Annotated in this window: 28 protein-coding genes; 24 read left to right on the top strand and 4 right to left on the bottom strand. The window is 62.4% G+C overall.

The window, feature by feature from the left end; translation table 11 throughout:
• Positions 1 to 38 precede the first annotated feature (38 nt).
• Complete coding sequence (locus GXP34_02720) at positions 39 to 323, top strand: hypothetical protein (GenBank protein NOY54876.1); 285 nt, start codon at positions 39 to 41, stop codon at positions 321 to 323.
• Between the two features lie 17 nt (positions 324 to 340).
• On the opposite strand, the gene GXP34_02715 is transcribed toward GXP34_02720, so the two are convergent.
• The gene (locus GXP34_02715; protein NOY54875.1) at positions 341 to 1,189 is read right to left on the bottom strand and encodes a hypothetical protein; all 849 of its coding nucleotides are present in this window, start codon (positions 1,187 to 1,189) and stop codon (positions 341 to 343) included.
• A gap of 480 nt (positions 1,190 to 1,669) precedes the next feature.
• Between GXP34_02715 and GXP34_02710 the strand changes: the two genes are divergently transcribed.
• From GXP34_02710 to GXP34_02620, 19 genes are all read left to right on the top strand, one after another.
• A complete protein-coding gene (locus GXP34_02710) occupies positions 1,670 to 3,691 on the top strand; it encodes an ABC transporter substrate-binding protein (GenBank protein NOY54874.1) in 2,022 nt (673 codons plus the stop codon).
• Positions 3,692 to 3,794: 103 nt separating this feature from the next.
• Positions 3,795 to 4,964, top strand: a complete 1,170-nt coding sequence (locus tag GXP34_02705) for an ABC transporter permease (GenBank protein NOY54873.1) — start codon at positions 3,795 to 3,797, stop codon at positions 4,962 to 4,964.
• Positions 4,965 to 4,981: 17 nt separating this feature from the next.
• A complete protein-coding gene (locus GXP34_02700; GenBank protein ID NOY54872.1) occupies positions 4,982 to 6,043 on the top strand; it encodes an ABC transporter permease subunit in 1,062 nt (353 codons plus the stop codon).
• 4 nt (positions 6,044 to 6,047) lie between these two features.
• Positions 6,048 to 7,064: an ABC transporter ATP-binding protein gene (locus tag GXP34_02695; GenBank protein ID NOY54871.1), complete on the top strand. Its 1,017-nt coding sequence runs from the start codon at positions 6,048 to 6,050 to the stop codon at positions 7,062 to 7,064.
• On the top strand, positions 7,061 to 8,077 hold the full coding sequence (locus GXP34_02690; protein NOY54870.1) for an ABC transporter ATP-binding protein: 1,017 nt from the start codon (positions 7,061 to 7,063) through the stop codon (positions 8,075 to 8,077). Before GXP34_02695 ends, GXP34_02690 begins: the two co-directional genes overlap by 4 nt.
• Positions 8,050 to 8,607 carry a CDP-alcohol phosphatidyltransferase family protein gene (locus GXP34_02685; protein NOY54869.1) on the top strand — a complete coding sequence of 186 codons (558 nt, stop codon included), beginning with the start codon at positions 8,050 to 8,052 and terminating at the stop codon, positions 8,605 to 8,607. Before GXP34_02690 ends, GXP34_02685 begins: the two co-directional genes overlap by 28 nt.
• Before the next feature lie 31 nt (positions 8,608 to 8,638).
• Positions 8,639 to 9,025: a glycine cleavage system protein GcvH gene (gcvH, locus tag GXP34_02680; GenBank protein ID NOY54868.1), complete on the top strand. Its 387-nt coding sequence runs from the start codon at positions 8,639 to 8,641 to the stop codon at positions 9,023 to 9,025.
• A 124-nt stretch (positions 9,026 to 9,149) separates the two neighbouring features.
• Complete coding sequence (locus tag GXP34_02675) at positions 9,150 to 9,593, top strand: FHA domain-containing protein (protein ID NOY54867.1); 444 nt, start codon at positions 9,150 to 9,152, stop codon at positions 9,591 to 9,593.
• Positions 9,586 to 10,272, top strand: a complete 687-nt coding sequence (locus GXP34_02670) for a MerR family transcriptional regulator (protein ID NOY54866.1) — start codon at positions 9,586 to 9,588, stop codon at positions 10,270 to 10,272. Before GXP34_02675 ends, GXP34_02670 begins: the two co-directional genes overlap by 8 nt.
• A 126-nt stretch (positions 10,273 to 10,398) precedes the next feature.
• Positions 10,399 to 11,535 carry a D-alanyl-D-alanine carboxypeptidase gene (locus tag GXP34_02665; GenBank protein NOY54865.1) on the top strand — a complete coding sequence of 379 codons (1,137 nt, stop codon included), beginning with the start codon at positions 10,399 to 10,401 and terminating at the stop codon, positions 11,533 to 11,535.
• The gene (locus tag GXP34_02660) at positions 11,528 to 12,091 is read left to right on the top strand and encodes a hypoxanthine phosphoribosyltransferase (protein NOY54864.1); all 564 of its coding nucleotides are present in this window, start codon (positions 11,528 to 11,530) and stop codon (positions 12,089 to 12,091) included. The genes GXP34_02665 and GXP34_02660 overlap by 8 nt, the downstream gene beginning before the upstream one ends.
• 24 nt (positions 12,092 to 12,115) lie before the next feature.
• On the top strand, positions 12,116 to 12,610 hold the full coding sequence (locus GXP34_02655; GenBank protein NOY54863.1) for a bifunctional nuclease family protein: 495 nt from the start codon (positions 12,116 to 12,118) through the stop codon (positions 12,608 to 12,610).
• Complete coding sequence (locus GXP34_02650) at positions 12,607 to 13,602, top strand: potassium channel protein (GenBank protein ID NOY54862.1); 996 nt, start codon at positions 12,607 to 12,609, stop codon at positions 13,600 to 13,602. The genes GXP34_02655 and GXP34_02650 overlap by 4 nt, the downstream gene beginning before the upstream one ends.
• Before the next feature lie 169 nt (positions 13,603 to 13,771).
• Complete coding sequence (locus GXP34_02645; protein NOY54861.1) at positions 13,772 to 14,254, top strand: MerR family transcriptional regulator; 483 nt, start codon at positions 13,772 to 13,774, stop codon at positions 14,252 to 14,254.
• On the top strand, positions 14,206 to 14,691 hold the full coding sequence (locus tag GXP34_02640) for a hypothetical protein (GenBank protein NOY54860.1): 486 nt from the start codon (positions 14,206 to 14,208) through the stop codon (positions 14,689 to 14,691). The genes GXP34_02645 and GXP34_02640 overlap by 49 nt, the downstream gene beginning before the upstream one ends.
• Positions 14,692 to 14,765: 74 nt before the next feature.
• On the top strand, positions 14,766 to 15,818 hold the full coding sequence (gene gcvT, locus GXP34_02635) for a glycine cleavage system aminomethyltransferase GcvT (protein NOY54859.1): 1,053 nt from the start codon (positions 14,766 to 14,768) through the stop codon (positions 15,816 to 15,818).
• Between the two features lie 3 nt (positions 15,819 to 15,821).
• Complete coding sequence (locus GXP34_02630) at positions 15,822 to 17,156, top strand: aminomethyl-transferring glycine dehydrogenase subunit GcvPA (GenBank protein NOY54858.1); 1,335 nt, start codon at positions 15,822 to 15,824, stop codon at positions 17,154 to 17,156.
• On the top strand, positions 17,149 to 18,639 hold the full coding sequence (locus GXP34_02625) for a glycine dehydrogenase subunit 2 (protein NOY54857.1): 1,491 nt from the start codon (positions 17,149 to 17,151) through the stop codon (positions 18,637 to 18,639). Before GXP34_02630 ends, GXP34_02625 begins: the two co-directional genes overlap by 8 nt.
• A 3-nt stretch (positions 18,640 to 18,642) precedes the next feature.
• On the top strand, positions 18,643 to 19,440 hold the full coding sequence (locus GXP34_02620) for an alpha/beta hydrolase (protein ID NOY54856.1): 798 nt from the start codon (positions 18,643 to 18,645) through the stop codon (positions 19,438 to 19,440).
• Here GXP34_02620 and GXP34_02615 read toward each other — a convergent pair.
• Together GXP34_02615 and GXP34_02610 are read right to left on the bottom strand one after the other, a co-directional pair.
• Positions 19,431 to 20,459 (bottom strand): adenosine deaminase, encoded by a 1,029-nt coding sequence (locus GXP34_02615; protein NOY54855.1) that lies wholly within the window; start codon positions 20,457 to 20,459, stop codon positions 19,431 to 19,433. The two genes, GXP34_02620 and GXP34_02615, sit on opposite strands and share 10 nt — an antisense overlap.
• Positions 20,456 to 20,944 carry a GNAT family N-acetyltransferase gene (locus GXP34_02610; protein NOY54854.1) on the bottom strand — a complete coding sequence of 163 codons (489 nt, stop codon included), beginning with the start codon at positions 20,942 to 20,944 and terminating at the stop codon, positions 20,456 to 20,458. Before GXP34_02610 ends, GXP34_02615 begins: the two co-directional genes overlap by 4 nt.
• Positions 20,945 to 21,099: 155 nt before the next feature.
• Here GXP34_02610 and GXP34_02605 point away from each other — a divergent pair, with 155 nt between their 5' ends.
• From GXP34_02605 to GXP34_02590, 4 genes are all read left to right on the top strand, one after another.
• Complete coding sequence (locus tag GXP34_02605; GenBank protein ID NOY54853.1) at positions 21,100 to 21,636, top strand: YqgE/AlgH family protein; 537 nt, start codon at positions 21,100 to 21,102, stop codon at positions 21,634 to 21,636.
• A gap of 124 nt (positions 21,637 to 21,760) precedes the next feature.
• A complete protein-coding gene (locus GXP34_02600; GenBank protein ID NOY54852.1) occupies positions 21,761 to 22,396 on the top strand; it encodes a ribonuclease HII in 636 nt (211 codons plus the stop codon).
• 433 nt (positions 22,397 to 22,829) lie between these two features.
• On the top strand, positions 22,830 to 23,591 hold the full coding sequence (amrB, locus tag GXP34_02595) for an AmmeMemoRadiSam system protein B (GenBank protein ID NOY54851.1): 762 nt from the start codon (positions 22,830 to 22,832) through the stop codon (positions 23,589 to 23,591).
• A 61-nt stretch (positions 23,592 to 23,652) separates the two neighbouring features.
• Positions 23,653 to 25,161, top strand: a complete 1,509-nt coding sequence (locus GXP34_02590; GenBank protein ID NOY54850.1) for an NAD(P)/FAD-dependent oxidoreductase — start codon at positions 23,653 to 23,655, stop codon at positions 25,159 to 25,161.
• A 3-nt stretch (positions 25,162 to 25,164) separates the two neighbouring features.
• Here GXP34_02590 and GXP34_02585 read toward each other — a convergent pair whose 3' ends face one another.
• Positions 25,165 to 26,538: an MBL fold metallo-hydrolase gene (locus tag GXP34_02585; GenBank protein ID NOY54849.1), complete on the bottom strand. Its 1,374-nt coding sequence runs from the start codon at positions 26,536 to 26,538 to the stop codon at positions 25,165 to 25,167.
• Positions 26,539 to 26,629 lie beyond the last annotated feature (91 nt).

Below are 26,629 nucleotides of genomic sequence, written 5' to 3'. Positions count from 1 at the left end.
GACGGTGATCGTTCTCGACCCCCGCCGAAGGTGGGGGTTTGACGGCGACAGCCCTCCTGGAGGCCGTCGGTGAATCGCAGGCCACCGCGGACGCGCTCGCCACCGTCGCCTCACTCATCGGGGAGGTAGATGCCGGTGCTCGGCTCCCCGAACAAGCCTTCGACGCGAGAACATTCCTCGATCGGCCGACGACAGAATCCAGCATGACGATCGCTTGGTCCGAGCCCGGCGAGTGCATCGACGGCCGGGGAGTTCGGCAGATCCCAGCCGATCCGTCATACCGAGCATCTACCGAGGAACGGTTCGGGAGATCCTGGAGATAGCGGCGCCCCGTCTTCCCCTAGATGCCGCTTTCGGTGAAACCGGGGCGACGTCGGGGAGCGAAGGCGGTGGAGAGCGCTTCATGAGAGAAATACTCACCGGGTATCCGGCCGTCCACCGCGTAGCGGTACAGCGCCGCCTGGAAGATGCCATTCAACGACGCCAAAACCACGGCAACCGTCACGACCCACATCACGCCAACCACGATGGCCACCCCGACAAGCCCTGCACCGGCCCCGACGCTCAGCGCAACGAGGACAACCGCCGGGAGGGCGGCGAGGAAGCCCAACAGTCCGAAGCCGACCTGAGCAGCCACATTCTCCCCCCACGTCTGTTTGAACAGCGAGCCGGATCGTCGAACTGCATCGACCACCCCGACGTCTTCCATGACGAGGACCGGGATCACGAGAAACGTGGCCATCGACCAGGCCACGCCGAAGATGCTTGCGACGATCCGTCCGAGCATGCTGGACCGTTCCTCGATCACCCGTAGGATGACCGATACGGTGGCCGACACGATTGCCCACGGCAAGATCCGCCCGACGTGCCGCCAAGCCCCTCGAAGAGCACTCCTCAGAGTCGGGTCGCCACCCCGCAGTCGCTCGTCGGCCGCCATCACCAGGGCGGCGTTGAAGAAGATCGTCACGAACGCCAGAGAGACATACATGACTGCGAAGATGATGAAGCCGACTGCGTTCAGCCCCTGCGTTGCGACGCCGCCCGCCACGAAGATCGGCACCAAGAACGTGGCCGCCACGATGCTCGTCGCGATGAAGGACATGATGGGCAGCAGGAGCAGTTCCTTGTCGGCCTCGAGGACCTGCCACGAAGCCTTGGCAAGTTGCACGGTGTTGGCAATACGTCCCACCCGCACAGGCTAGTGATGTATCTGCCGATTCATGGCCGCGTCGGCCGACGTGAGGACCCAGGATCGGCGTCCTTTCGCGACCGGTCGGCCCCGACCAGCAAACCCGCAGAGCGCTGTCGGGGCAACGGATGTTCTCGACACGGCCCCGCACACTCCGCGACAGAGTTCGACTGGATCTCTTCGAGTAGTGGATACGGTCCACGAGCCTATCTCGGGACGGGTCCCCGAGCCTGGCGGCGAACCCGCTCCGAACCGGCAGTCCCCGGACCAGCGAGCGGACTCCACCGCGAATCCCTCGACCCCGAGACACCAGGCTGCGGAAAACGGGCATGACGCAGCTGGCAGATCCTGGCCCCAGGCTGTTGGCGCGGCGTCGCGGGAGGGCTAACCTCTGTAGCGTTCCCGACGGGTTGCTGTCTTCGGGCGGGCTCTCCGCCGGTGAACGCGAAGGTATTGGGAAGACCTACGGAGGGTTGCACTGTGAGAACACCACGGAGACTCTGGACGTGGATCGCGGTCGTTGCGCTGCTTGCGCTCGTCGCGACAGCCTGCGGCCAGGGAACCACCACAGAGTCCACCAGCACGACGGCGGCTGCGACGACGACGACGAAAGCGGCTCCGGCTGCGACGACGACGACGGCTGCTGCTCCGGCTGCGACGGGCTTTACATACAAACTTGGTGTTTTTGAGGATCTGACGACAGACAACTTCTGGGCCTATATGGACCCTGAGGCTTCCGTCTGGAACGCATACGTCCTCGGAAACCAACACCCGGGGTTGTTCACCCTGGCGGCGCCGACCTGGCAGCTCGTGCCGGACCTGGCGACCGGACAACCGAACAACGCCGAACAAGTCGGCGACGACTGGGTCGTGACGCAACAACTGCGCCAGGGTTACCTGTGGTCCGACGGAGAGCCGGTGACCGCAAAGGACGTGGCCTTCACGTTCAACACCGCAGGTCCCGACTTCAAGTTGGGCGGCAACTGGGCCGGGTCACTTTCGTTGTACTCGCCGGATGACCCGGCGACCACGGACGTGGACGAGTCCGCCGACGGCATCAAGACCGTCGAGGCAGTCGACGATTACACCGTCAAGATCACGTTCTCGAGCCAGCCAGGCCTGGCCGTGTGGCAGATGGGTATCGGCCTGATGCCGATCATGCCGCAGCACTTCTGGCAGTCGGTCGTAGACGAGGCCGCAGCATCCGACGATCCATCGACGACGTTGTATGCCGCTTCTGGCGAGGGCGAGCCCTCTGCCGGAGCATTCATCTATGACAGTCGTGAGCCTGGGGCGTACGCCAAGAACGTCGCCAACCCGAAGGCCTACTACGCCGGAACGCAGTACACGTTCTACAGCGATGGCACGTTCGAGCAGGCGAACGCAGACAAGGGCTTCGATGAGAAGTACGACGGCTCCGGCACCGGCACCGTGACCCTTCAATACAGTGAGGGCCCGTTCGCCAAGGACGTCATCTACTCGATCTACTCCGATCAGAACGCGGCAATTCTGGCGCTCAAGAGCGGTGAGATCGACTTCATGTTGAACCCGATCGGACTGAACACCGGGTTGAAGAACGAAGTTCTCAACTCGCCCGAGTTGACGCTGATCGCGAACCCGTCCAACGGATTCCGGTATCTGGCGTTCAACATGCGTAAGACACCGATGAAGTACCTTGGATTCCGTCAGGGCATCGCCTGCCTGACACAGAAGGAATTCCTTCAGACCCTGCTTGGCGGAGCCATCATCCCGGCGTACAGCCTTGTTCCGGAAGGGAACACCGCGTGGGCAAATCCCAACGTGGAGCAGATCTGTAAGGGCCTCAGTGAGCAAGAGCGCTTCAATCAGGCCATCCAGTACTTCAAGGACGCCGGTTTCACCTGGGATGTCGAGCCCGCATGGGACGACAGCACCGCAGGCAACCTGCTTCCTGGTACCGGTACAGGACTCAAAGATCCTGACGGCAAGCTCGTTCCGGAACTAGAGCTGCTGGCTCCCGGACCCGGCTACGACCCGCTGCGGTCGACGGCCTCGATCTGGATCGCCCAATGGGCCGGTTGGCTGGGTGTTCCCGTCAAGGCGAACGCCACCGGCTTCAACGTCATTGTCGACAAGGTCTTCGCGGAAGGTGAAAAGGCCAAGGACTGGGACATGTACATCCTTGGTTGGGGTCTCGGAAACCCGGCACTCCCGGACTTCCACGAAGCGTTCTTCGCCTCATGGCAGGACTCGGCGAACGGTGGGTTCAACACCCCCGGCTACAACAACGCCGACTTCGACGCACTCGCGAAGGAGTTCCTGGCAGCGACGACCATCCCCGAGGCCAAGAAGGCGGTGCAGGCAATGGATGCGAAGATCGTCAAGGATCTTCCCTATCTGGTCCTGTTCACCACACCGGTGCTCGAGGCGTACAACAGCAAGCTGATCTTCCCCTTCACGGACGTGTTGGATGGATTGGCGAACCTGAACGGTATGCCGGCCGCCGTGAAGATGAGCGACTGAGCAACCGACAACACAATGCGAAAGGAGGGGAGGGCGAGAGCCCTCCCCTCCTTTCGACGGTGTTAAGCTCCCACAGCCTGCAGGACGTGCGAGGAGGCAGAGATTGCTGAAGTACATCGGGAAGCGCACGCTCCAGAACGTGCTCGTCTTCTTCGTCTTCCTCACTGCAACCTTCTTCCTCTTGCAGGCACAGCCCGGTGATATCAGCGACCAGTTCCTCTCCAATCCGAAGATCCCACCGGAGGCGCGCCAGCAGTACGCGGAACGTCTCGGCCTCACCGGATCGGCGTGGGACCAATACGTCCGCTACATGCAGAACTTCGTGACCGGAAACCTCGGTGTTTCCTTCTCCGAATACCCCCGGGAAGTCTCGGACATCCTCAAGGAACGCATTCCCCGCACCGTCGCACTCTTCGTCTTCGCGACACTCCTCTCGTTCTGGATGGGTTTCAAATCCGGCAAGATCCTCGCCTGGCGGAGGGGGAAGCGGGGAGAGAACCTGATAACGGTCACGGGCGTCTTCTTTCAGACCGTGTTCTATCCGTGGTTCGCTCTCCTGATGATCCGAACGTTCTCCTTCGACTTCAAGCTCTTTCCGGGCGGCAAGTTCCTCACGGTCGAGAAATGGCTGGACAAACCGGATACATTCAATGCCAACTATGTCTTCAACAGGATGTTGCTGACCGTCGCCCTGCTCGGCACTGCGCTCGTCATCACCGAGATGATCGGGAGGAGAAGGCACAACCGGATCGTCGGGAGGCGGGTGATCTGGGCGGGCAGAATCGTCTTCATAGGTGCGACGGTCATCTGGTGGATGACCGTGTGGAGCGTACTGCTGCCGTACGCCCTCGACATCGGCGATCATCTGATCCTGCCGACGATCACCCTGTCGCTCATCGGATTCGGTGGGACGATGCTGCTGACGAGAGCTTCGATGCTCGAAACGCTGCGTGAGGACTACATCCTGACGGCCAGAGCGAAAGGTCTGTCGACGAAGGTGATCCGCGACAAGCACGCTGCCAGAAACGCCTTACTCCCGGTAACGACCTCTCTCGTGATCGGACTTGCGTTTCTGATCGGTGGGGGCGTGATCACCGAAGAAGTCTTCTCCTGGCCCGGCATGGGGCGGACACTGCTGACCGCTGCGCTTGCCGAAGACATCCCGCTCGTCATCGGAGCGTTCACGTTCATCGCGATCCTTGCGCTGCTCGCTCACATGGTGGTCGACATCCTGTACATGTTCCTCGATCCACGGATTCGAGTCGGAGGTTGACGATGGCCGACCGGCTGATGGTCCCAGAGACGCCTCACCTGATCCAGGAGCCGTTGTGGCGTGTGCGTCTCCGACTCGCCTGGCGCGGATTCCGCAACGGCTGGTCCTCTTTCGTCGAGAGTCGGATCGGACTGGTCGGCCTCGCGATCATCATGATCTACGGACTCGCGGCGCTCTCTCATCCGCTTCTCATGAAGTACGTCTGGAACCCGACCATCTACGACCCTGTCATCGGCTACGACGCTCCTCTCCAAGAGAAAGTGGTCGTTCCCGACAACGAGGTCACCGATACGAACACACAGATCGATCTCTTCAGCGCGCGCCTGTTGAATCCGATGCTGAAGGTGGGCGACACGATGGATATCACGCTGCAGCCGGCGCCTCCATCGCGCGCCCATTTGTTGGGTACGGACCCACTGGGCCGTGACGTGCTCTCTCAGCTCATGTTCAGCACGCGCGCCGCATTCATGCTCGGTATCGTGGCGGCCCTCGTCACCGTCGGAATAGCCACGACCGTCGGCGCGGTGTCCGCGTTCTTCGGGGGAATCGTCGACACCCTGTTCATGAGGCTTGCCGACCTGATCATCCTCGTGCCGTTCCTGCCCATCTTGATCGTGCTGTCGGCGCTGATCCACTTCCAGCTGCTCCACCTCGCCATCATGATTGGACTACTGTCCGGCTTCGGGGGCACCGCCATCATCCTGAAGTCTCAAGCCCTTTCGGTGGCGGTGAAGCCATTCATCGACGCTGCCCGTGTAGCCGGGGGCGGGCGAATGCATCTGATCTTCCGGCACATCATCCCCAATGTGCTTCCCTTGAGCTTTCTCTACATGATGTTCTCGGTCACGGATGCGATCTCGATCGAGGCGACACTGTCCTTCCTCGGATTGATGAACATCAATATGAGCTGGGGGATCATGATCTACACGGCAAACTCGCAGGGATACCTGCTGTCGAGCGCCAGTTACTGGTGGCTGCTCTTTCCCGCAGGCCTGTCGGTGACGCTCCTGGCCGGTTCGTTCTACCTGGTCGGAAGGGCGATGGACGAGATCATCAACCCGAGGCTGAGGAAACGGTAGGGAGATGGTTTTGGACCAAGAGTCACGAACGGCACAATTGGTACTCGAGGTTGATCGCCTCACGATGCACTACATGGTGAAGGCAGGCGAGGTCAAGGCCGTCGACAACGTCAGCTTCACCCTCGCCCAAGGCGAAGCTCTGGGCTTGGTGGGGGAGTCGGGGTGTGGGAAGACCTCCGTGGCCATGACGCTGATCCGGTTGCTTGCGGACAACGCAAAGATCGTCAGTGGTCGGGTCATCCTTGCCGGTACGGACATCGCGCATATCTCCGACGAGGAAATGCGCCACCACCGCTGGAGTGATATCTCCATGGTGTTCCAGGGTGCCATGAACGCCTGGAATCCCGTCTACAAGATCGGCGATCAGATCTGGGAAGCGATGGAGTTGCACTTCCCCGACATGATGGAGACAGAGGGGCGCGAGCGTATCGCCGAGCTTTTCGAACTCGTGGGACTGACGGCCGCGATGATGGACCGGTATCCTCACGAGTTCTCGGGAGGCATGCGTCAGCGGGCGATCATTGCCATGGCGCTGTCGTGTGATCCCAAGATCATCATCGCCGACGAGCCGACGACCGCCCTCGATGTCATCGTGCAGGACCAGATCTTGACCGAGCTGAAGCACGTGCAGCGGGAGCTCGGGATGGCCATCATCTATATCTCCCACGATGTCGCCGTCATCGCGGAGGTCAGTGATCGCATCGGAGTCATGTACGCGGGAAGACTCGTCGAACTCGGCGACACCGCAGAGGTGTTCCCCCGCCCTGCCCATCCGTATACCTACCTCCTGCTCGCATCGACGCCGAGCGTCAGAGGGCCCAGGCGCAAACTCGCTCCCCTCGAAGGCGAGCCGCCCGACCTCCTCGATCCGCCGACAGGCTGCAGATTCCACCCACGGTGCCCGTGGGCGACAGAGATCTGTGCAACCGATGAGCCGCCGTTCGATGAGATCTCGCAAGGGCACCGTGTCGCCTGCTGGCACTCGGAGGAAGTCCCGGAACTCGGGAGGCTGGAACCATGACGCTGAAGCAACAGACGGAGCAGCCCCTCATCAAAGTCGAGCACCTACAGAAGCTCTTCCCTCTGGGACGTGGCCTCTTCCGCAAGGCAACGCAGTTCATTCACGCGGTCGATGGCGTCAGCTTCGAGATCGCAGCAGGTGAGAGTCTGGGCCTGGTGGGGGAGTCCGGTTCGGGAAAGACGACGACCGGTCGCATTCTCGCCCGCCTCGACGCCCCTACGGGCGGAGATATCCTGCTGCGAGACGGGGAGGAGATGCTCAACGTCTCCGACATCGGCAGGGACGGCATGAAACGCTTCCGCCGCAGGGTTCAGATGATCTTCCAGGACCCGTACGAGTCCATGAACCCCCGGCGGACGATCTTCGACACGATCGCAGAGCCACTCCAGGTGCAAGGCATCGGGCGGCTCCCCGAACGGGAGCACCGTGTCGCCGAGCTGCTGGAGATGGTCGGACTCACACCCGCGACCACGTTCCTGTTCCGGTACCCGCACGAACTCTCCGGCGGTCAGCGGCAACGAGTCGCCATCGCTCGTGCCCTCGTTATCGACCCTGCATTCGTGGTGGCCGACGAACCGACGTCGATGCTCGACGTGAGCATCCGCATCTCCATCATGGACATCATGCTTCGACTCGCCGAAGAATTCGGCGTCTCCTACCTCTACATCACCCACGACCTCGCCGTTGCACGCTACATGTGCGACCGGATCGCGGTGATGTACCTCGGCAAGATCGTCGAAATCGCCAGAACCGAAGACCTGCTCGCAAACGCACTCCACCCGTACACCAGAGCGCTCCTCTCCGCCGTTCCCGTTCCGGACCCCAGTTACGAACGGCCTGACGTCGAGATCGAAGGCGGCATCACCAAGGCGATCGATCCGCCTCCCCTCTGCCGGTTCATCGAACGTTGCCGATGGGCCACCGAGCAGTGTCGTACCAACCCTCATCCTGAACTCATCGAGACAAGTCCCGAGCACCTCGTCGCGTGCTATGTCGTGGAGCAAACGCACTGATTCTCACCATCCCAAACCTGATCTCGGCGCTGCGCCTGGTTGGAGTCGGCATCTTCGCATGGCTCGCATTCAGCCGAAACGAAGCGGCTGCGGCAGGATGGCTCCTCCTTCTGATCGGCTGGACCGACTGGATCGACGGCTACCTCGCCAGACGTCTGAACCAGGTGAGCGAACTCGGAAAGGTGCTGGACCCGCTTGCCGACCGGCTCGCCATCGCAACCGCGGTGATCGGCGGGATGTTCGTCGGGGTGATTCCCCTCGGTCTCGGCATCGGGATCGCGGTGAGGGATGTACTCGTCGGGGCGGGTGCGCTGTTCCTCGCAGGACACGGCAAGAAGATCGATGTTCGCCGGCTCGGTAAACTCGCCACATTCATCCTCTACGGAGCGATTCCCGCCTTCTACGTTTCCCACGGTTCGTTGCTCCCGAGCCTGTTCGCCGCGATCGCGTGGAGCTTCGGTGTGGTCGGGTTGGTTCTGTACTGGTGGGTGGCCGTCCTCTACGTCGGGGATGTACGCAGGGCGCTGTAAGCTGCCGTGAAGCAACAGGAGGCAGAGCCGAATGCAGGTTGCAGAAGATAGGCGCTACACCGAAGATCACGAGTGGATACTCCAGGAACCGGACGGCAAGATCCGCATCGGCATCAGTGACTTCGCTCAGGATGCTCTCGGCGACGTCGTATATGTGGATCTCCCCGATGTGGGAACCACGTATGCGAAGGGAGACTCGCTCTGTGAACTCGAGTCCACCAAGTCGGTGTCCGACGTCTTCGCTCCGATTTCGGGCACCGTCGTGGCCGTCAACGTGACCCTTGCCGATCACCCGGAGCTCATCAACGCCGATCCCTACGGCCAAGGCTGGATTGCGCTCATGCAGCCGACCGACGCCGCAGAGGCCGCCACTCTGCTGGATGCGGCTGCGTATGCGGAGCTGACGGCCCACGCCTGACGTCTGCACGCAACGATTCCGTCTTGCCCGAGGTCGAGGGCGCGGTCGCTTCATATGCACACGATGCCCGGTCGCTCCTCACGCATTGCACAGCGTGCAGTGATCGGCGGCTACGATACGGGTAATGCACTGTCCCAGTTGTCATGCCGAGATTCCCAACGACGCGGCTCAATGTCCCGTCTGTGGGATCTCCATCGAGCACGAACCGACGATGACCTTCGTACCCGAGATGGCCGCGCTGGTCCCGGAGGCAGCGGAAGCAACGCTTTCCGGGGACCATATTCTTCTCGTCAAACGTGGCCCGAGGGCAGGCATGGGATGGGTTCTCCAGGAGGGGACGACCACCGTCGGCCGACATCCGGACTCTGCCATCTTCCTCGATGACATCACGGTTTCTCGCCACCACTGTCGGTTGATTCTCGACCGTACCAACCTCATCGTCGAAGATTCCGGCTCAACCAACGGTACCTATGTAAACGGAGAGCGTGTCGATAGGGCAACGCTCAAGACGGGGGACGAGGTGATCGTCGGGAAGTTTCATCTCGTGGTGGCCAAAGGCAATGAGTGAAGGGTTGTCGATCGGCGAGGTGATCACCCTCCTCAAGGATGAGTTTCCGGACCTGACCGTATCGAAAGTACGGTTTCTGGAAGGTCGAGGCCTGATCAATCCGAGTCGCAGCGCTTCGGGCTATCGGTCCTTCTCTGACGAAGACGTGGCCCGGCTCCGCTACATCCTCCAACAACAGCGAGATCACTTCCTTCCTCTGAAAGTGATCAAGTCGAAGTTGACGATGTGGGAACGCGGAGAAGAGATGCCGGTTCCCGCACCTGCCGGCCCACCACCGGAACAGCTCTTCCAGCCCGCCGGCCAAGAAGTCGATCGCAACGAGCTTCGGCGACTGACCGGACTGTCTTCTCGGCAATTGAGCGATCTGATCGACAACCGTGTGGTGAGACCGGAGGAGGGAACACCCGAGCGCTATTCGGCCGAAGAGGTAGCCGTCGCCACCCAGGCGCAGAGGTTGCTCGCCTACGGCCTCGAGGGCCGTCACCTGCGCTCCGTCCGCATCTCCAGCGAGCGGGATGCCGAACTGTTGGAGGCCCTCACGGCTGCACTGCTACGCGCCAGGAACCCGGAGGCACGACAACGAGCCGCCGAGACGCTCGCCGCCTGCGCAGACGCAATCGCAAAGATGCGAAGCGCCGCTCTCTCGGAGCAACTGCGCGCACTCATGGCAGCAGAGTAAGAGCCGAAGCCACAGATCATGCACCGAACGAGCCTCGACGTTTCCGGTTCTCCCCACCCACGACCCGGTACTCCGGTGTCCGTCATCGAGACGGCGCAAACACGGGAACAGGCTCCGAGGTCTTAGATGCGCCGGATCACACTCGTTCTCCTGTCCATCGTCGCCATGGTCGCCACTGCCACCCCGGCGGCCGGCGCCATACGCGACGTGCCGCCCCTGCCGGTCCACGGTGCCTTTTCCGGGGCTCCCCCAGATGTGACCGCAGAGGCGTGGATTCTCTACGATGACACCTTCGATCGTGTCCTTGCAGAGCACAATGCCGACGAACGGCGAGCAATGGCCTCGACGACGAAGATCATGACGGCACTCGTTGCTCTCGAGCAAGGCAACCTCGATGATCCCATCCGGATCAGTGCTCGCGCCGCAGGGATCGGAGAAGCCGAAGCCGGTCTCGTCGAGGGGGAGACGTGGACGCTCAGAGACCTTCTCACCGCGATGCTGGTTCGTTCGGCCAACGATGCCGCCGTGGCGGTGGCCGAAGGTGTTGGTGGCAGCGTGGACGATTTCGTGGCCTTGATGAACGGAAAAGCTCGCTCTTTGGGACTCGAGAACACTCACTTCGTCAATCCGCACGGGCTGGATGCACCCGGACACTTCACCAGCGCCCGCGACCTCCTGACGATGGCGAGGGTCGCCATGAAGAACCCTCTCTTCGCAACCTTGGTCCGTACGCAGACGGCGAGACTTCCGGATGCACCGGATGGAACCGAACGAATCGTCCACAACACGAATCAGCTCCTTGGCAGCTACGCAGGTGCCATCGGCGTCAAGACGGGCTACACGGGCAAAGCCGGCCTCGTCCTCGTCGCAGCAGCAGAGAACTCGGGCCGCCGACTCTACGCGGTCGTCATGGGATCGACGGACAGCTTCGCCGATGCGGCGGCGCTGCTCGACTACGGTGCGACGGAATTCGGAGTGATCGAAGTGATCATGAAGGGAGTCACCTACGCACAGCGGCGGTCCTCCGCGGACGTGCAGGACATGGCTGCCGACTCCACCGTGAAGACGTTCGCCGCAAAGGAGGAAACCGTCACCCTGCGCACCGGCTTCCAAGGCGTGATCCCGGTGGTCACCGCCACCATCGGCGATGAACGTGCCGGGGAGGCCGCGCTCGTCGGCGCCGACTCTTCTCATCTTCCGACCCTGAGAGATGCACTTGGATGGGTGGGACGTTACTGGTCATGGTTGTGGAGCAATGGCTGAGCCGGTCGTCGAAGTCATCACCAAGCAGGCTCTCGAGAGCCGCATCGCAACGCTCGGTCGACTCATCAGTGCCGACTATGCCCACACCGTCCCCGTCCTGGTAGGTGTTCTTGCGGGGTCTCTTCCCTTTCTCAGCGACCTCTCACGCGCAATCACCGGTGATTGCGAGATCGACTTTCTTCTGCTGAACCGTTTCGCCGAAGGAGGACGGGCTCGTGTTTCCATGGACACGGAGACTTCGCTGGAACATCGGGATGTGCTCATCGTCGAGGACATCGTCGATACCGGGCTCTCTCTGACATTTCTACGACGGCTGCTCTCCACGAGAGACGTGGCGAGCTTGAGGACCGTTGCGTTGTTGGACAAGGTGCCGCGCCGCATCGTCGATGTCCCCGTCGAATATCGAGGATTCGAGGTGGGAGACGAGTTCCTGCTCGGCTACGGCCTCGACTGGGAAGGGTACTACCGCAACCTACGCTCGATCTGGGCGGTATTGGATCTCGCCCGGTTCAAGGACGAGCCCGGCTTGCTGGCAGAGTACGCGTTTGGGCGGTGATAGGCTGAGTCTGTGAGCGACCGTATCCCCGTGGAGCTGATCGGAGTGCGCCTCCAACTGCCGACGAACCAGCCGGTGGTACTTCTGCGCGAGACGGCCGGTACACGGTTCCTGCCCATATGGATTGGTGCAGTCGAAGCGACCGCCATCGCCTATGCCGTAGAAGGCCTGGTACCCCAGCGCCCACTGACCCACGATCTGCTGAAGTTGGTCGCCGACGCTCTCGGTGGAACCGTGGCGAGGGTCGAGGTCACCGAACTGCGTGACGCCGTGTTCTACGCCGACCTCGTCTTCGATCAGGAGGGGAAAGAGGTGCACGTCTCGGCGCGACCATCTGACGCCATTGCCCTGGCGGCGAGAACAGGCGCGCCGATCTTCGCCTCGGCGGAGGTCATCGACGATGCCGGCATCGAGATTCGTGACGAGGACGAGGAGTCCGAGATCGAGAAATTCAGGGAGTTCCTCGATGAAGTCACACCTGAGGATTTTGCCCCACCGGAAGGGCCACCGGGGGGATGACAAGCACCGGCAGGATCCGCATCGGGGCGGCCGTGCTCGTCGCCGTGGTCGTGCTGGGAACGCTTGGATTCGTCATCCTGGAGCACGCAGGTTTTCTCGAGGCACTGTACATGGTCGTGATCACGATCTCTACGGTCGGATTCAGGGAAGTGGTGCCGCTCTCGGAGACAGGACGTGTCCTCACGATAGCTTTGATCATCGTGGGCGTCGGGACGTTGTTCTTCACCGCGACTGCCGTCCTGGAAATGGCGGTCGAGAGCATCTCGGAACGGAGGCGAGCGCAAATGGAGCAGAAAACCGGACGTCTGACGGGTCACACGATCATCTGCGGCTGGGGGCGTGTCGGCAAGGGTGTGTGGGAGATTCACCAGGAACGCAAGGTCCCGTGCGCAGTCATCGAACGTGAACGATCGGCTGCCGATCGCGCTCGCGAGGCCGGCGCTCTGGTCGTTGAAGGTGATGCCACACACGATGAGACACTCGAGCTCGTCGGCGTCCGAAAGGCCAGGGCCCTCGTCGCCGCGGTGAACTCCGATTCCGACAACCTGGTCATCGTCCTGTCCGCAAGAGCTCTGCACTCCGACCTCATAGTCGTTGCTCGGGCCTCGGACATGGAAGCCGAACACAAGCTGCTCCTCGCCGGAGCCGACCGGGCGGTTTCGCCCCAGAGTGTCGGGGCCCGGCGGCTGGCGTCCCTTGTCATCCAACCCGAACTTGCCGATTTCATCGATCTCATCGCCAGCCAGGGCCCCGTCGAGTATCGCGTCCAGCGTGTACCGGTGCACGACGGCTGTGGGATTGCCGGCAGGAGCCTGAAGGATGCGGCCATTCGGGAACGTTCCGGCGCGATGGTCCTGGCCGTGGAGCATGCCGAAACCGGCGAACTCCTCTTCAACCCCGACCCGGATCTCGTCCTCATGCCCGGAGACGTCCTCGTCGGAGTCGGCGTTCCCGGTCAGCTCGAACGTCTCGTGGATGCGTGCGCAAGGTAGGCCCCCTCGACTTCGCAAGGCTGCCCTGCCGCCCTCTACAGACAACACGAGCCGGCGCGGGGGAGTGCGGGGCAACACGAGCCACGGTCCGACCGAGTTATCCACAGAGGTTGTTGACAACTCACCTGTCTCGCCGGTAACTTGAGCATCCGAATTACGAGCGTGTAACCTGCTACCGAGGAGCGACACCGTGGGCGAACAGGGATTCAGAGCACCGCAAGTATGCCATCTCGTCGGTATCACCTACCGACAACTCGACTATTGGGCCCGCACCGGTCTGTTGCAGCCTTCACTGAAGGCCGCTCGGGGCTCCGGGTCCCAGCGCCTGTACGCATTCGGCGACGTCGTACAGCTCAAGGTGGTCAAGCGTCTCCTCGACGCAGGCATGAGCCTCAAGAAGATCCGCCAGGCGATCGGGATTCTCCGTGTCCAGTTACAGTCCGATCGTCCTCTCGCCGACGTCACGTTGCTCTCGGACGGACAGACGATCTACGCAGCCCACAGTTCACAGGAAGTCGTCGACGTGTTCCGACGTGGCCAGGGAGTGTTCGGCATCGCCGTTGGCCCCGTTCAGAAGGAGCTGGAAGGCGAGATTCATGCTCTGTGGGCCGAGAAAGAGGAAGACGCCGAGGCTACGGAGGTGGGCGTCTGAACGAAGACGCTACGTTCGAGAACGGGCGCGCCGACCAGGTTGCGTTTGCCCACAACAGCGAGCGGCAGTTCGCACGACTTCTCGACTTCTACGGGATCGACTGGGAGTACGAACCGCGAGCCTTCGCCATCTCATGGGACGAGGATGGCATCGCAACCGGTTTCTTTGCCCCCGATTTCTACCTCCCCGACGAAGACGTGTTCATCGAGATCACCACGATGAACCAGCGGCTCGTGACCCGAAAGAACCGCAAAGTTCGCCGGCTGAGGAATCTGTACCCCGACGTGACCTGCAAGATCTTCTACCAGCGGGACTACCTGCACCTCCTCGTGAAATACGGTCTGGACGAGCCCGACCAGCTCGAAGGACTGGCGACACCGACGCGCATCCCCGGCCCGCCGGACGTGAACGTCGTCGAAGACGTCTCGGCCGGTTGAATCGGCGACGATCAGGTTCCACCGGCGATGTCTAAGCTGAGTCGCACGATGACGAGCCGGAAGGAGTCGCTCTGATGCCACGTTCCCCGTTGCACACCGAACATGTCCGACTCGGCGCCAGGTTTGTCGATTTCGCGGGCTGGGAGATGCCCGTTCGGTACGAGAGTGTGCTGAGCGAACACCAGGCCGTTCGAGAAACGGCCGGCGTGTTCGACGTCTCGCACCTCGGCAGGTTCCTCGTCGAGGGAAGCGGAAGCACCGAACTGCTCCGCAGCCTCCTCTGCAACGACATCGCCGACGTCGAGCCCGGTGCCGCACAGTACACGATGTCTCTCAATGAAGAGGGTGGTGTCCTCGATGACATCATCGTGTGGCGCTGGTCAGACGAGCGCTACTGGGTCATTCCCAACGGCGCGAACGATGATGGGATCCGAGCGAGGTTTCACGCCGCAGCACCCTCGGGGGTGACCATCGAATCGATACGCGACGACACAGCCATGGTCGCGCTTCAAGGACCCGACTCGCCCTGGGTCTTCAACGCGGTCTTCGGCCTCGTTCCGGAGCGCTTCCGGGTCACCACAGGGGATTTCCGTGGCACACCGGTCCAGATCGCCGGAACCGGTTACACGGGCGAACGCGGTGGCGAGATCGCGATCACGCGAGAGGCCGGCGTCGCCATGTTCGGCGCATTGTTGGATGCCGGTGCCACGCCGTGTGGACTCGGTGCGCGTGACACCTTGAGACTGGAGATGGGTTACCCCCTCTGGGGACAGGATCTCGACGAGACGATCACCCCTCTGGAGGCGGGGCTGCGCTGGGTCGTTGCGTGGGAGCACGAATTCGTCGGCAAGGCCGCCCTGCGGCGGCAAGTGGAACAGGGCCTGACCAAGTGTCGAGTTGCGTTCGTGATGGACGGCCGACAGATCGCTCGACACGGATACCCGATGCGTGCAGGAGCTTCTTCCGGGACGGTCACAAGTGGCAATTTCAGTCCGGTGCTCGGCCGGGGGATAGGCCTCGGGTATCTCACCCCGCCGCCGGAGCCCGATGCGCCCATCGAAGTGCAGATCCGCGGAGAATGGGTCTCCGCCCACCAGTCGAAGCTGCCGTTCATCGGAAAGCGATAGTCCATGGATTTCACCCCTCACACGCAACAGGACATCACGATGATGCTCGAGCATCTCGGGCTTCGTGACATCGACGATCTCTTTGGACATCTGCCGATCAGCGTGCTCGTCGACCGTTCCCCAACAATCGGCGACGGTGTCTCCGAACCGGAATTGCAGGCCCTGTTCGCCGCCTGGGCCGGGTCGAATCACTCCGATCTCATCTGCTTCGCCGGTGGCGGCTACTACGACCACTATGTTTCGCCGACCGTGAAGGCGCTCACTTCTCGTCCCGAATTCGCCACCGCCTACACGCCCTACCAGGCAGAAGTATCCCAAGGCATGCTCCAGGTCCTCTACGAATACCAGTCGATGGTGTGCGGTATCACGGAGATGGACATCACGAATGCCTCGATGTATGACGGAGCGACGGCCGCCGGGGAAGCGGTGAGTGCGGCCGTGCTGGCGACCCGGCGCTCTGTGGTCTGGGTTTCGTCGGGACTGGGTCCACGGATTCGTGAAACGATCCAAACCTTGGCGACGGCCAGGAACCTCCAGGTAGTCGAACATCCGCTCGTCGGTGGAAGAACCGTCTGGGCGACGGAGGCCGGCCCACAACCCGCTGCCGTCCTGTGGGCCCAGCCGAACTACCTCGGCGTGATCGAAGACTATGACGCTGCAGTGGCCACGGCACGACAGCATGATGCCCTTGCAATCGTCTCCTACGACCCCATGACGCTCGGCGTCCTCCGAAGCCCCGGCTCGGCAGGAGTGGACATCGCCGTAGGCGAAGGCCAAGCACTCGGGAACCCTCTCTCATTCGGAGGGCCGGGGCTTGGACTCTTCTCGATCACGGCCAAGCACGTACGGCGCATGCCAGGTCGGATCATCGGTCGAACCGTGGATCGTGATGGGGCAACCGCCTACGTGATGACGCTACGAGCCAGGGAACAGGATATTCGAAGAGCAAAGGCATCTTCCAACATCTGTTCGAATGAGGCGCTCAACGCGGTCGCCGCCGCCGTGCAACTCGGATGGCTCGGTCCGGATGGCCTCGTCGAGGTCGGAGAGCGGTCGGCACAGAAGGCGCACTACCTCGCAAAACGTCTCGAGCAGATTCCTGGTGTCCGGCGGGCCAACGAGGCATCGTTCGTGCGCGAGTTCGCCGTCCTTCTCCCCATGGAGCCCGAGATCGTGATAGAGGCGATGGCCGATCGTGGCTACCTGGCAGGGATCGCGCTTTCCAAGGACTATCCCGATCTCCCCGGTGGACTACTGATAGCCGTCACCGAACGGAGGACCAAAGATGAGCTCGACGGCTATGTGGATGCCATGAAGGAGGTGATCGCACATGGCTGAACCCGCAGGACGCGCATCATCCCTGCCGCTGCTGGGCGGCACGACCGAACCGACACTCGTCGAATTCTCGAGTCCCGAAAGGAGGGCGTGGTCTCTCCCTCCACTCGACGTGCCGAAGACTGCGCTGAATCTCGAAGAGGGACGCGAGAACGTCGTCCGGTTGCCGGAGGTGTCTGAGCACGACCTCGTGATGCACTTCAGCCGCCTGGCGCACCGGAACTTCGCCGTCGACCTGGGTGCGTATCCTCTCGGATCCTGCACGATGAAGTACAACCCCAAGATCGCCGACTGGGTTGCCGATCTCCCGGAGTTTCAGACGCTTCACCCGGACACGCCGCCGTACGCGGCGCAGGGCGCCATGGAGGTGCTGGTGGAAGCCGAGCGTATCCTGTGTGAACTCACCGGCATGTTCCGGGCGACGTTCCAGCCTCCAGCCGGAGCCGCAGGAGAGCTCACGGGAATGATGATCACCCGGGCCTACCACTCTGCCAACGGGAATCCGCGCAGTGTCATACTGGTCCCTGACTCCGCCCACGGCACGAACCCGGCCTCGGCGGCGCTGAGCGGCTACGCGGTCAAAGAAGTGCCATCCGATGGTCGCGGGATGGTCGACCTCGATGCGCTCCGTACGCTCCTGAACGACGAGGTCGCAGGGTTGATGCTGACCAACCCGAACACGCTTGGGCTGTTCGAAATGGACATACTCGATATCGCCGATGCGGTCCATGATGTGGGAGGCCTCCTCTACTACGACGGAGCCAACCTGAATGCGATCCTCGGTGTGTCCAGACCGGGTGACATGGGGTTCGACATCGTCCACTCCAACCTCCACAAGACGTTCGGAACTCCTCATGGAGGTGGTGGACCGGGATCCGGCCCCCTGGCGGTTTCCAGGAAGCTCGCTCCCTTCCTGCCGGGACCGCTGCCGGTACGTGACGACGAAGGCCTCCTCCGGTGGGGAATGCCGGCGCGTTCGATCGGCAGGGTGCATGGCCGACATGGCAACTTCGGCGTGGTGCTACGCGCCGTCGCCTACATGCGCGCGCTCGGCGGATCGGGGCTCCGGCGTGTCGCCGAGCGGTCCGTGCTCAACGCCAGATACCTCGCTTCCCTCCTGAGCGATCGTTTCGAGATTCCGTACCCCGCGCCGTGCATGCACGAGTTCGTGGCGTCCGCAGATCGGATCAAGACCGAAACGGGCGTACACACCATGGACATCGTCAAGGCCCTCCTCGACGAAGGCTTCCATGCACCGACGATGTACTTCCCGCTGATCGTTCACGAGGCGCTGATGTTCGAGCCCACCGAGACGCAGTCGAGAGAGACCCTGGAAGCGATGGCCGACGCGATGAACACGATCGCCGAGAAGGCCTACACCGATGCCGCTGCCGTCGAGGATGCTCCCCTTCTGACGCCCGTGCGCCGGCCCGACGACGCCCTTGCCGCACGTCATCTGAACGTCAGTTGGTTCACGGAGGAGTAGATCATGGAAGAGAAGGCAGCGAGAGACGGAACGATGATCGCGGTTCGGCGCTGGCCGGCCCAAGGCCCGAAGGCGGCGATGCTCATCATTCACGGACTTGGTGAGCACAGCGGACGATACGACCACGTGGCCCGGTTTCTCAACAAACGGGGTATCGACGTGACCGCCTTCGATCTGCGAGGACACGGCCTGTCCGGCGGGCGCAGAGGCTACGTCGGACGATGGAGCGACTATCTGGATGATGTCGAGGACAGACTCGTGGAAACGAGATCCATCGGAGTTCCCGTCGTGCTCTACGGACACTCCCTCGGAGGACTGATCGCCATCTCGTATGCCACGTCGGGGCGTCCGCAGCCTGATGCCCTCATCGCGAGCGCACCCGGCCTCCAAGACAATCTGAAACCGATGCTGCACGTACTTCCGAAGATCCTCGGTCCGCTGCTGCCCACGCTCGCGGTGGCAACCGGCATCACCGGCGATCAACTGTCACGAGACCCGGCGGTCGGAGAGGCGTACTTCGCGGATCCGCTCGTCCTGACAAAGGCCACCCTGCGGCTCGCAGCGGAGGCGTTGCAGGCGCAAGTCACCACAATCGGACGCTTGACGAACATCTCGGTCCCGACCTTGACGATTCAAGGATCCGAAGACTCGCTCGTTCCCCCCTCCGCGAGTGCGCTCTTGGAGCCCCATGCGAAACGCATCCTGTACGAAGGACTGCGGCACGAGTGCCACAACGAACCAGAGCAGGAGCAAGTCCTGGATGACATCGCGTCGTGGGTGGAGTCGCAGGTTCAGATGTAGGCACTGCGGATTCGCTCCCCGAGAATGCTGTGCTTGAGAGGAAGCGGGGCAAATGCGGCCATCATCGCGTTTTCGGTCACCTGCAGTAGGTCCGACATGCCGAACCCGTGATGCTCGACGACCAGGCGGAACTCGCTGGACAGAGAGGTCCTGCTCATCAACCGATTGTCGGTGTTGAGGGTGATCGTGAACCCCGCCCTGTAGAGCGCCCCTACCGGGTGGTTGGCTGCACACCAGCCGCCGGTGTGCAGGTTGGACGTGGGGCAGACTTCCAGAGGAACTCGAAAGTCACGCACATACGTCGCGAGAGATCCCAGTTCGACGATCTCGGTGCCGTCGAGCTTGCAGTCATCGATGATGTGCACACCGTGACCGACACGGTGCGCCCCACAGCGTTGCAGAGCCGTCCAAATGCTGTGAGGACCGTCCACTTCTCCCGCGTGGATGGTCAGGCCCATGTTGGCGCCCCGGATCATCCTGGTCGCCACGAGGTGACGGTCGGCCGGAGCGTCGAGTTCGGGACCGGCCAGATCGAAGCCGACAACGCCCAGATGTGCATAGGCCGATGCAAGTCTGGCCACGAGAGGAGAGTCGTCACGCTCACGCATCGCATCCAGAATCAGGCCGAAGAACATCCCGGTCTCGATCGATCCCTGCCGGAGACCGGCAAGGGTGGCTTCGACGACCTGCTCGGGAGTGAGGCCGAGTTCTGTGTGGTTGGTCGGGGCAAACCGGAACTCTGCATACACCACTCCGTCTGCTGCAGTATCGAGAACTGCCTCGTAACTCACGCGCTGCAGAGCCTCTGCGGTCTGCATGACACCGATCGTGTGCCGGAAAGATTCGAGGTACCTGGCCAGAGAACCCGATCCGCCCTGGTAGAACCACGCGGCCAGAGCCCGCTCATCGGTCTCGGGGAGTGACGGATACCCTTGTGCCTCCGCAAGGTCGAGGATCGTGTCGATTCGAAGGCCACCATCCAGATGGTCATGCAACAGCACCTTCGGCAGCGTATTCATGATGACCTCATCAGAACCGACTCTATCCACCAACGCCTCTCCAAGAACGGCTCCCCATAGAGATGAACCTCGATCGTCTCGCCCGGGCTGAAACCCAGGTTCTCGACGAAACCTTCTCCAGATCGGTTCCCGAGGATCAGATCGACGGTGACCGGAAGGGAAGGTGCGAGAGATCGAACCTTTTCGAGGAGCGATGTTGCCGCACCGTGTCTGCGATACTCCGGGTGGGTACACATCGCCGCCACCACGATGATGTTCCGTTCGATATAGACGTCGGCGAATGCCACAGGGTGTCGATCGATCTCGACCAGGAAGATCGGATGGTCCTGCCACCGCTGTTGCAGGGCCGAAGGCGAGTATGCCGCCGCCAGCCATCGCTCGATCGTGTCGGCATCCAGAAGGTCCCCGTACGTCGTGCGCCATGAGACACTCGCTATCTGCGCCACGGACACCAGGTCCCGTTTGTCTGCCCTGCGGATCTTCACGCCCTCCAAACTAGTGCGTCGACAGGCAGGCTTCGTGGCCTTCTGCGCCGCACCCCGACGCCGAAACCGGCCCCCCTTCTTTGAACCCAGGGCTCGTAGAGGTCGTGACGACCCCTACGAGCCCTGGGTTCGGGGTTTTCTGCGAACATGGGACCATGCTGAAGGCAGGGAAACTCCTCGTCGCCACTCCAACGATTCTCGACCCCAACTTTGCGCGCACGGTTGTGCTCCTGTGCAACCACGGAGACGAAGGAGCTGTCGGCCTGGTACTCAATCGACCCTCGGACGTTGCCGCAGCCGATCACCTCCCGGAATGGAGCCACTTGCTCTCGCAACCCTTCGTCGGCTTCGGAGGACCGGTCGATACCGAAGCGGCCATCGGTCTCGGAAAAGGGAGCGTAGATTCGGATCTGTGGACGCCGATCTGTTGTGACATCGGTCTCATCGACCTGAGTCTCAGCCCGACGCAGATCCCCGGCATCGAGGCAGTGCGAGTCTTCGCCGGCTACTCGGGGTGGGGACCCGGTCAGCTCGAGAGTGAGATCACCGAGGCCGCCTGGTTCGTGCTCGAGCCGGAAGATCGGGACCTCTTTACGTCCGATGCTCCCGGACTTTGGTCCAGGGTGTTGCGACGCCAACGTGGAGACATCGCCCTGTTCGCGAACTTTCCCGTCGATCCGAGCGTGAACTGAGGAGCCCGTCAAGTAGGCTCGCCCGGTGGCAGCGGCACGACTTCGTCCATCCATCAGGAATGCCCCCCCGAATCTGGGAGTCGAGAAGGAGTATTGGAACTCGGGTGATCTCGTCGTCGCAGGCATCGACGAGGTCGGCCGTGGAGCGTGGGCAGGTCCTCTGACGGTCGCCGTGGCCGTAGTCCCGAAACAACGGCGCGTCTACAGGATCCGAGACTCCAAACTCCTCAACGAACCTGAACGTGAGGCCCTGTTCGATCGGATCGTGCAGTGGTGCGACGACTGGGCGGTCGGGCATGCGACCCCCGTCGAGTGTGATCGTCTTGGCATGTCACAGGCCCAGCGTCTCGCTGCTTCCAGGGCAATCGAAGGTCTGACGTGTCCGCCCGACCGTATGCTCGTGGACGGGCCGTGGGACTTCGTGGCCCGGGGCAACAGCCGCACGATCGTTCACGGAGATCGGACCTCGCTTTCGATCGCGGCCGCTTCGATTCTCGCCAAGGTGACCCGGGACAGACTCATGCGAGCCCTGGCCGGCAACCTGCCGTGGTATCGCTTTGAGCGAAACAAGGGCTATCCGAGTCCGGCCCATCGAGCAGCGCTTCAGGTATGGGGTCCATCGACCCTCCACCGGACGTCATGGGGCTTCATGGACAAACTCATGTGGCAGAAGCATCCGCCGACCCGACAGGGTGGCGACGGCGTGGAAAGAACCTCCGCAACGGATGCCCTCGTGGAGACCGACAGCGAGCACCGGTAGTCGGCTTGCGACGCCCACCACGAGACGTTGCAGGAGCCTCACAGGACCGAGAACGAGCCGTCCGCGTGGTCTCCCGGCCGAGCGGACCGGCCGCAGATGGTCTCGAAAGTTCTGGCCGACCGAGGACCACGGGGCGCAACGGTCGAAGGCCATGTGGGCAGCCTCCGGCAGGAGACACGCATGGAAAGCGAATCGGCTGCCGGACTCGAGCCGACCTCTGTTCCTCGTGTCCGACCGATGCCGTGGAGCGTTGTCGAAGAGTCCACGATCGCTCCTGTGCCCGGTATCGAGAACGTGAGAACACGAGAACCACCTGGAGCGAAGTCAGGGTGCTCCCAGAGGGACACACGCCGGACGGCGCCCCTCTCCGAATCCGACTCCTGGGGTCCCCACACAGGCGTCAGAAGTCGATCCGGCGCGGTAGGCTTGACTCATGAGGGTGCGTCCACCCGCCGTTGCCGGTACGTTCTATCCGCGAGACCCCAACCGCCTTCGCAGCATGATCGAAGGATTCCTCGCCACGGCCGAGGCCGACATGATCGATCACCCGAAGGCCATCATCACCCCTCATGCCGGGTATGTCTACTCGGGCCCCGTTGCCGCCACAGCGTACGCTGCGCTCGACCGGGATCTCATCCACAGGGTCGTAGTGATCGGACCGTCCCACTTCATCTGGTTCGAAGGCCTGGCCCTCCCCGGTGTGGAGAGTTTCCGAACTCCGCTCGGAGACATCCCACTGGTCGATCCTCTGCCCATGCAGTTCCCCGTCGTTCCTGCCGCACACGCCAGAGAGCATTCGATCGAGGTTCAACTTCCGTTCCTCCAGGTCGTGCTCGACGAGTTCGACCTGATCCCGCTGGTCGTTGGCGACGCCGATCCGGCCCTGGTCGCCGCCGCGCTCGAAGCGCTCCAGGGAGGACCGGAGACGTTGATCGTCATCAGCTCCGATCTATCCCACTATCTTCGTTACGAAGATGCCCGACGTGTGGATTCGGCAACGGCGTCTCGGATCGTGAACAGGCAGGCGAGCGCACTCGCTCGAGACTCCGCTTGCGGGCTTCGCGGGATTCAAGGCGTGCTGCTGTTCGCCAAACGCCACCACCTGCCCGTCCGCCTCCTCGACCTTCGGAACTCAGGAGACACTGCCGGCGACAAGGATCGTGTCGTGGGCTATGGAGCGTTCGCGATCGGTTGAAGATCACGTCGAGGGCCCGGATGGTGGGTCCGGCGCGACACGGCCGGTTAGGCTGCTGTGCGTGAAGGCTGTCGTGATCGGAGCAGGGCTCGGGGGACTGAGTGCCGCAGCGCACCTGGCACGAGCAGGCCTCGATGTGACCGTGCTCGAACACCACTCGGTGCCCGGCGGCTATGCCCACGAATTCAAGCGAGGCGACTTCCGCTTCGATGTGGCTCTGCATGCGCTGGACGGCGCCGGTCCCGGAGGATGGCTGCACCCGATCCTGGAGGAACTCGGAATCGATCTTGCGATGACGAGACTCGATCCTCTCTACCGGGCGCGGTACCCAGATGTCGACATCGTCGTGCCGGCCGATCTGGCCGAGTATCGGGCGCAGCTCGAGTCTCTGTTCCCTCTCGAGCGTGAGGGAATCCGAAGTCTGGTCGAGGCGCTCAGGCAGGTCTCCCACGACGTCGGCCGCTACACGCTCGACCGTCGGCATGGGGAGCGGCCGGCTCCCTTCGAGATGCTCGAGCGCTATCCGGCCATGACAACCGCGTTCTCCCAAACGTGGTCTGAACTCGTCGGAGGCCACATCGGTGACGCGAGGCTCGCGACGATCCTGTCCACCCTGTGGGGCTATCTCGGTTTGCCACCGAGCCGGGTGAGTGCCGGACTGTTTGCCCTGGCGTGGATCAGCTACCACGTCGGTGGTGGCTACTACCCGGCCGGGGGAAGCCAAGCACTGAGCCGAGCCTTCGAAGATGTCGTCACCCGGCACGCGGGGAAGGTCCTCTACCGCCAGACGGTGAACGGAATCACGGTGCGAGACGGTACCGCCGTCGCCGTAACCACCGAGCGCGGGCTTACCGTGGATGCGGATATCGTCATCTCGAACGCCAGTCCCGTCGACACGATGCGTTTCCTCGGCACGGATGCGCTTCCAGACGAGTATGTGCAACGTCGGCGCGCCGATGTGCCCTCTTTGTCCACGCTTGTCTTGTACCTTGGACTCGATCGAGACATCGGTGCCGAGGGGTGGAAGGCCCATGAGGTCTTCGTTGCAGATACCTTCGATACCGACGCCGACTACAAGGCCGCGATCTCCGGAGATTTCTCAAAGGCATCCATGGTGATCGCGGACTACACGCACATCGATCCCGGCTGTGCACCGGCCGGCAAGAGTGTCCTGGCAATTCTGACGTTGGCACCGTGGGAGTATGCGGACACCTGGGGTACCGGCGGAGACTTGGACGGATACCGGCGGAATCCTCGATACCGGGCGTTGAAGGGTGCAGCCGGTGAGCTTCTGCTCACGCGTGCCGAACGCCTCATCCCCGGCCTGCGCGACTCCGTCGAGGTGATGGAGGTGGCGACGCCGCTGACCAACCATCGCTATGGGTTGGCAACGCACGGCTCCATCTATGGCCGTGAGCAGACGGTTGACAACCTACTGAGGAAAGTTTCCCCCAAGATGCCGATCCCCAACGTCTTCCTGGCCGGAGCCTGGGTCGGTGGGGGAGGGATGAGCACCGCGATCGGATCGGGGAGAACCGCAGCCGGAATCGTGCTGTCCCGGTTCGGCTGAACGTCACGATTCCGGGAACTCGACCAGCTCGTCCTGTTCGTCGAGAAGCGGCACCCGAACGTCCCACCCGAGCTCAGATCGGATGCGCACTCGCAGCGCCTCTGCAGCGTCGGGCTCACCGTGGGTGATGAAGGTCCGCTTCGGCGGACGTTCGAAGCTCTGAAGCCACTGCATGATCTCGTCTGCATCGGCGTGAGCCGACAGGCCGCCGATGCGTTCGATATGACAGCGGACGGGGATCCATTCACCGTGAATCTTCACCTTCTTCTCGCCATCGAGAATCCTGCGTCCACGGGTTCCGCCGGCTTGATACCCGACGAACACGAGTGTGTTTCGCTCGTCGGGAGCGATGAATCTGAGGTGGTGAAGGACCCGCCCGCCGGTGAGCATGCCCGAGGCGGAGACGATCACGCCTGGACCCTCCAGGTGGTTCAGCTCCTTCGACTCGTCCACGGACCGGACCAGGTGTACATCACGTTCCAAGCCTTGGAGTTGGTCGACGGTGAGGCGGTGGTCCTGCGGGTACTTGAGATAGAGATCGGTGGTCTTGACGGCCATGGGACTGTTGAGATACACGGGTATCCTCGGGATCCTGTCCGCTTCCATCAGGGTGTAGATGGCATAGAGCACGGCCTGTGCACGTCCGACCGCGAACGAGGGAATGAGGACGACGCCTTTGCGTGCGGCCGTGCCGTTGATGATCGTCTCGAGGCGCGATGCTGCATCCTCGTGCTCGTGGATCCGGTTGCCATACGTTGATTCGCAGACCAGGAAGTCGGTGTCCAGTCCCGTTCGTGGGGCGGACATGACCGGATCGTTCGGCCTGCCGAGATCTCCGCTGAACGTCAAGGTCGTCTCACCAGACTCGATCCGGACGATCGATGCTCCAAGGATGTGGCCGTCCGGAAGGAAGCTGAACGAAAGGTCCCCGTCAACACGGTGCGGTGTGTCGAAGTCGACCGGCTGGAAGCTGCCGAGTGCTGCGAGCGCGTCGGCTTCGGTGTAGAGGGGAAGTGCGGGTTCGTGTTTCGAGAACTTCTTCTTGTTGGCGTACTCGGCATCTTCCTCTTGGATGTGCCCGCTGTCCGGAAGGAGGATCGCAGCGAGATCGATGGTCGCCGGTGTGGCGAATACGGGCCCGGAGAACCCGTGTTTGATCAGAAGGGGGAGGTACCCGCTGTGATCGAGGTGAGCGTGCGTGAGCACGACCGCGTCGAGCGATGCCGGATCCAGGGGCAGGGGAGCCCAGTTACGTTCCCGCAGATTCTTGTAGCCCTGGAAGAGACCACAGTCGACGAGGACCCGCCTACTTTCCGTCGTGACGAGATACTTGGAACCGGTGACGGTGCCTGTCGCGCCGAGGAACTGGATGTCCATCGCAGGAAGGCTAGTGCCGCGCCCGGTGAACCTCATCGATTGCCCGGCCACCCCTCCCATTCCTGTCTGCTCGATGGGGGAGCATCCATCG

It is taken from the genome of Actinomycetota bacterium (genome assembly GCA_013152275.1).
Classification (GTDB): domain Bacteria; phylum Actinomycetota; class Acidimicrobiia; order Spongiisociales; family UBA4744; genus BMS3Bbin01.
This window is presented reverse-complemented; position numbering and strand designations above follow the sequence as displayed.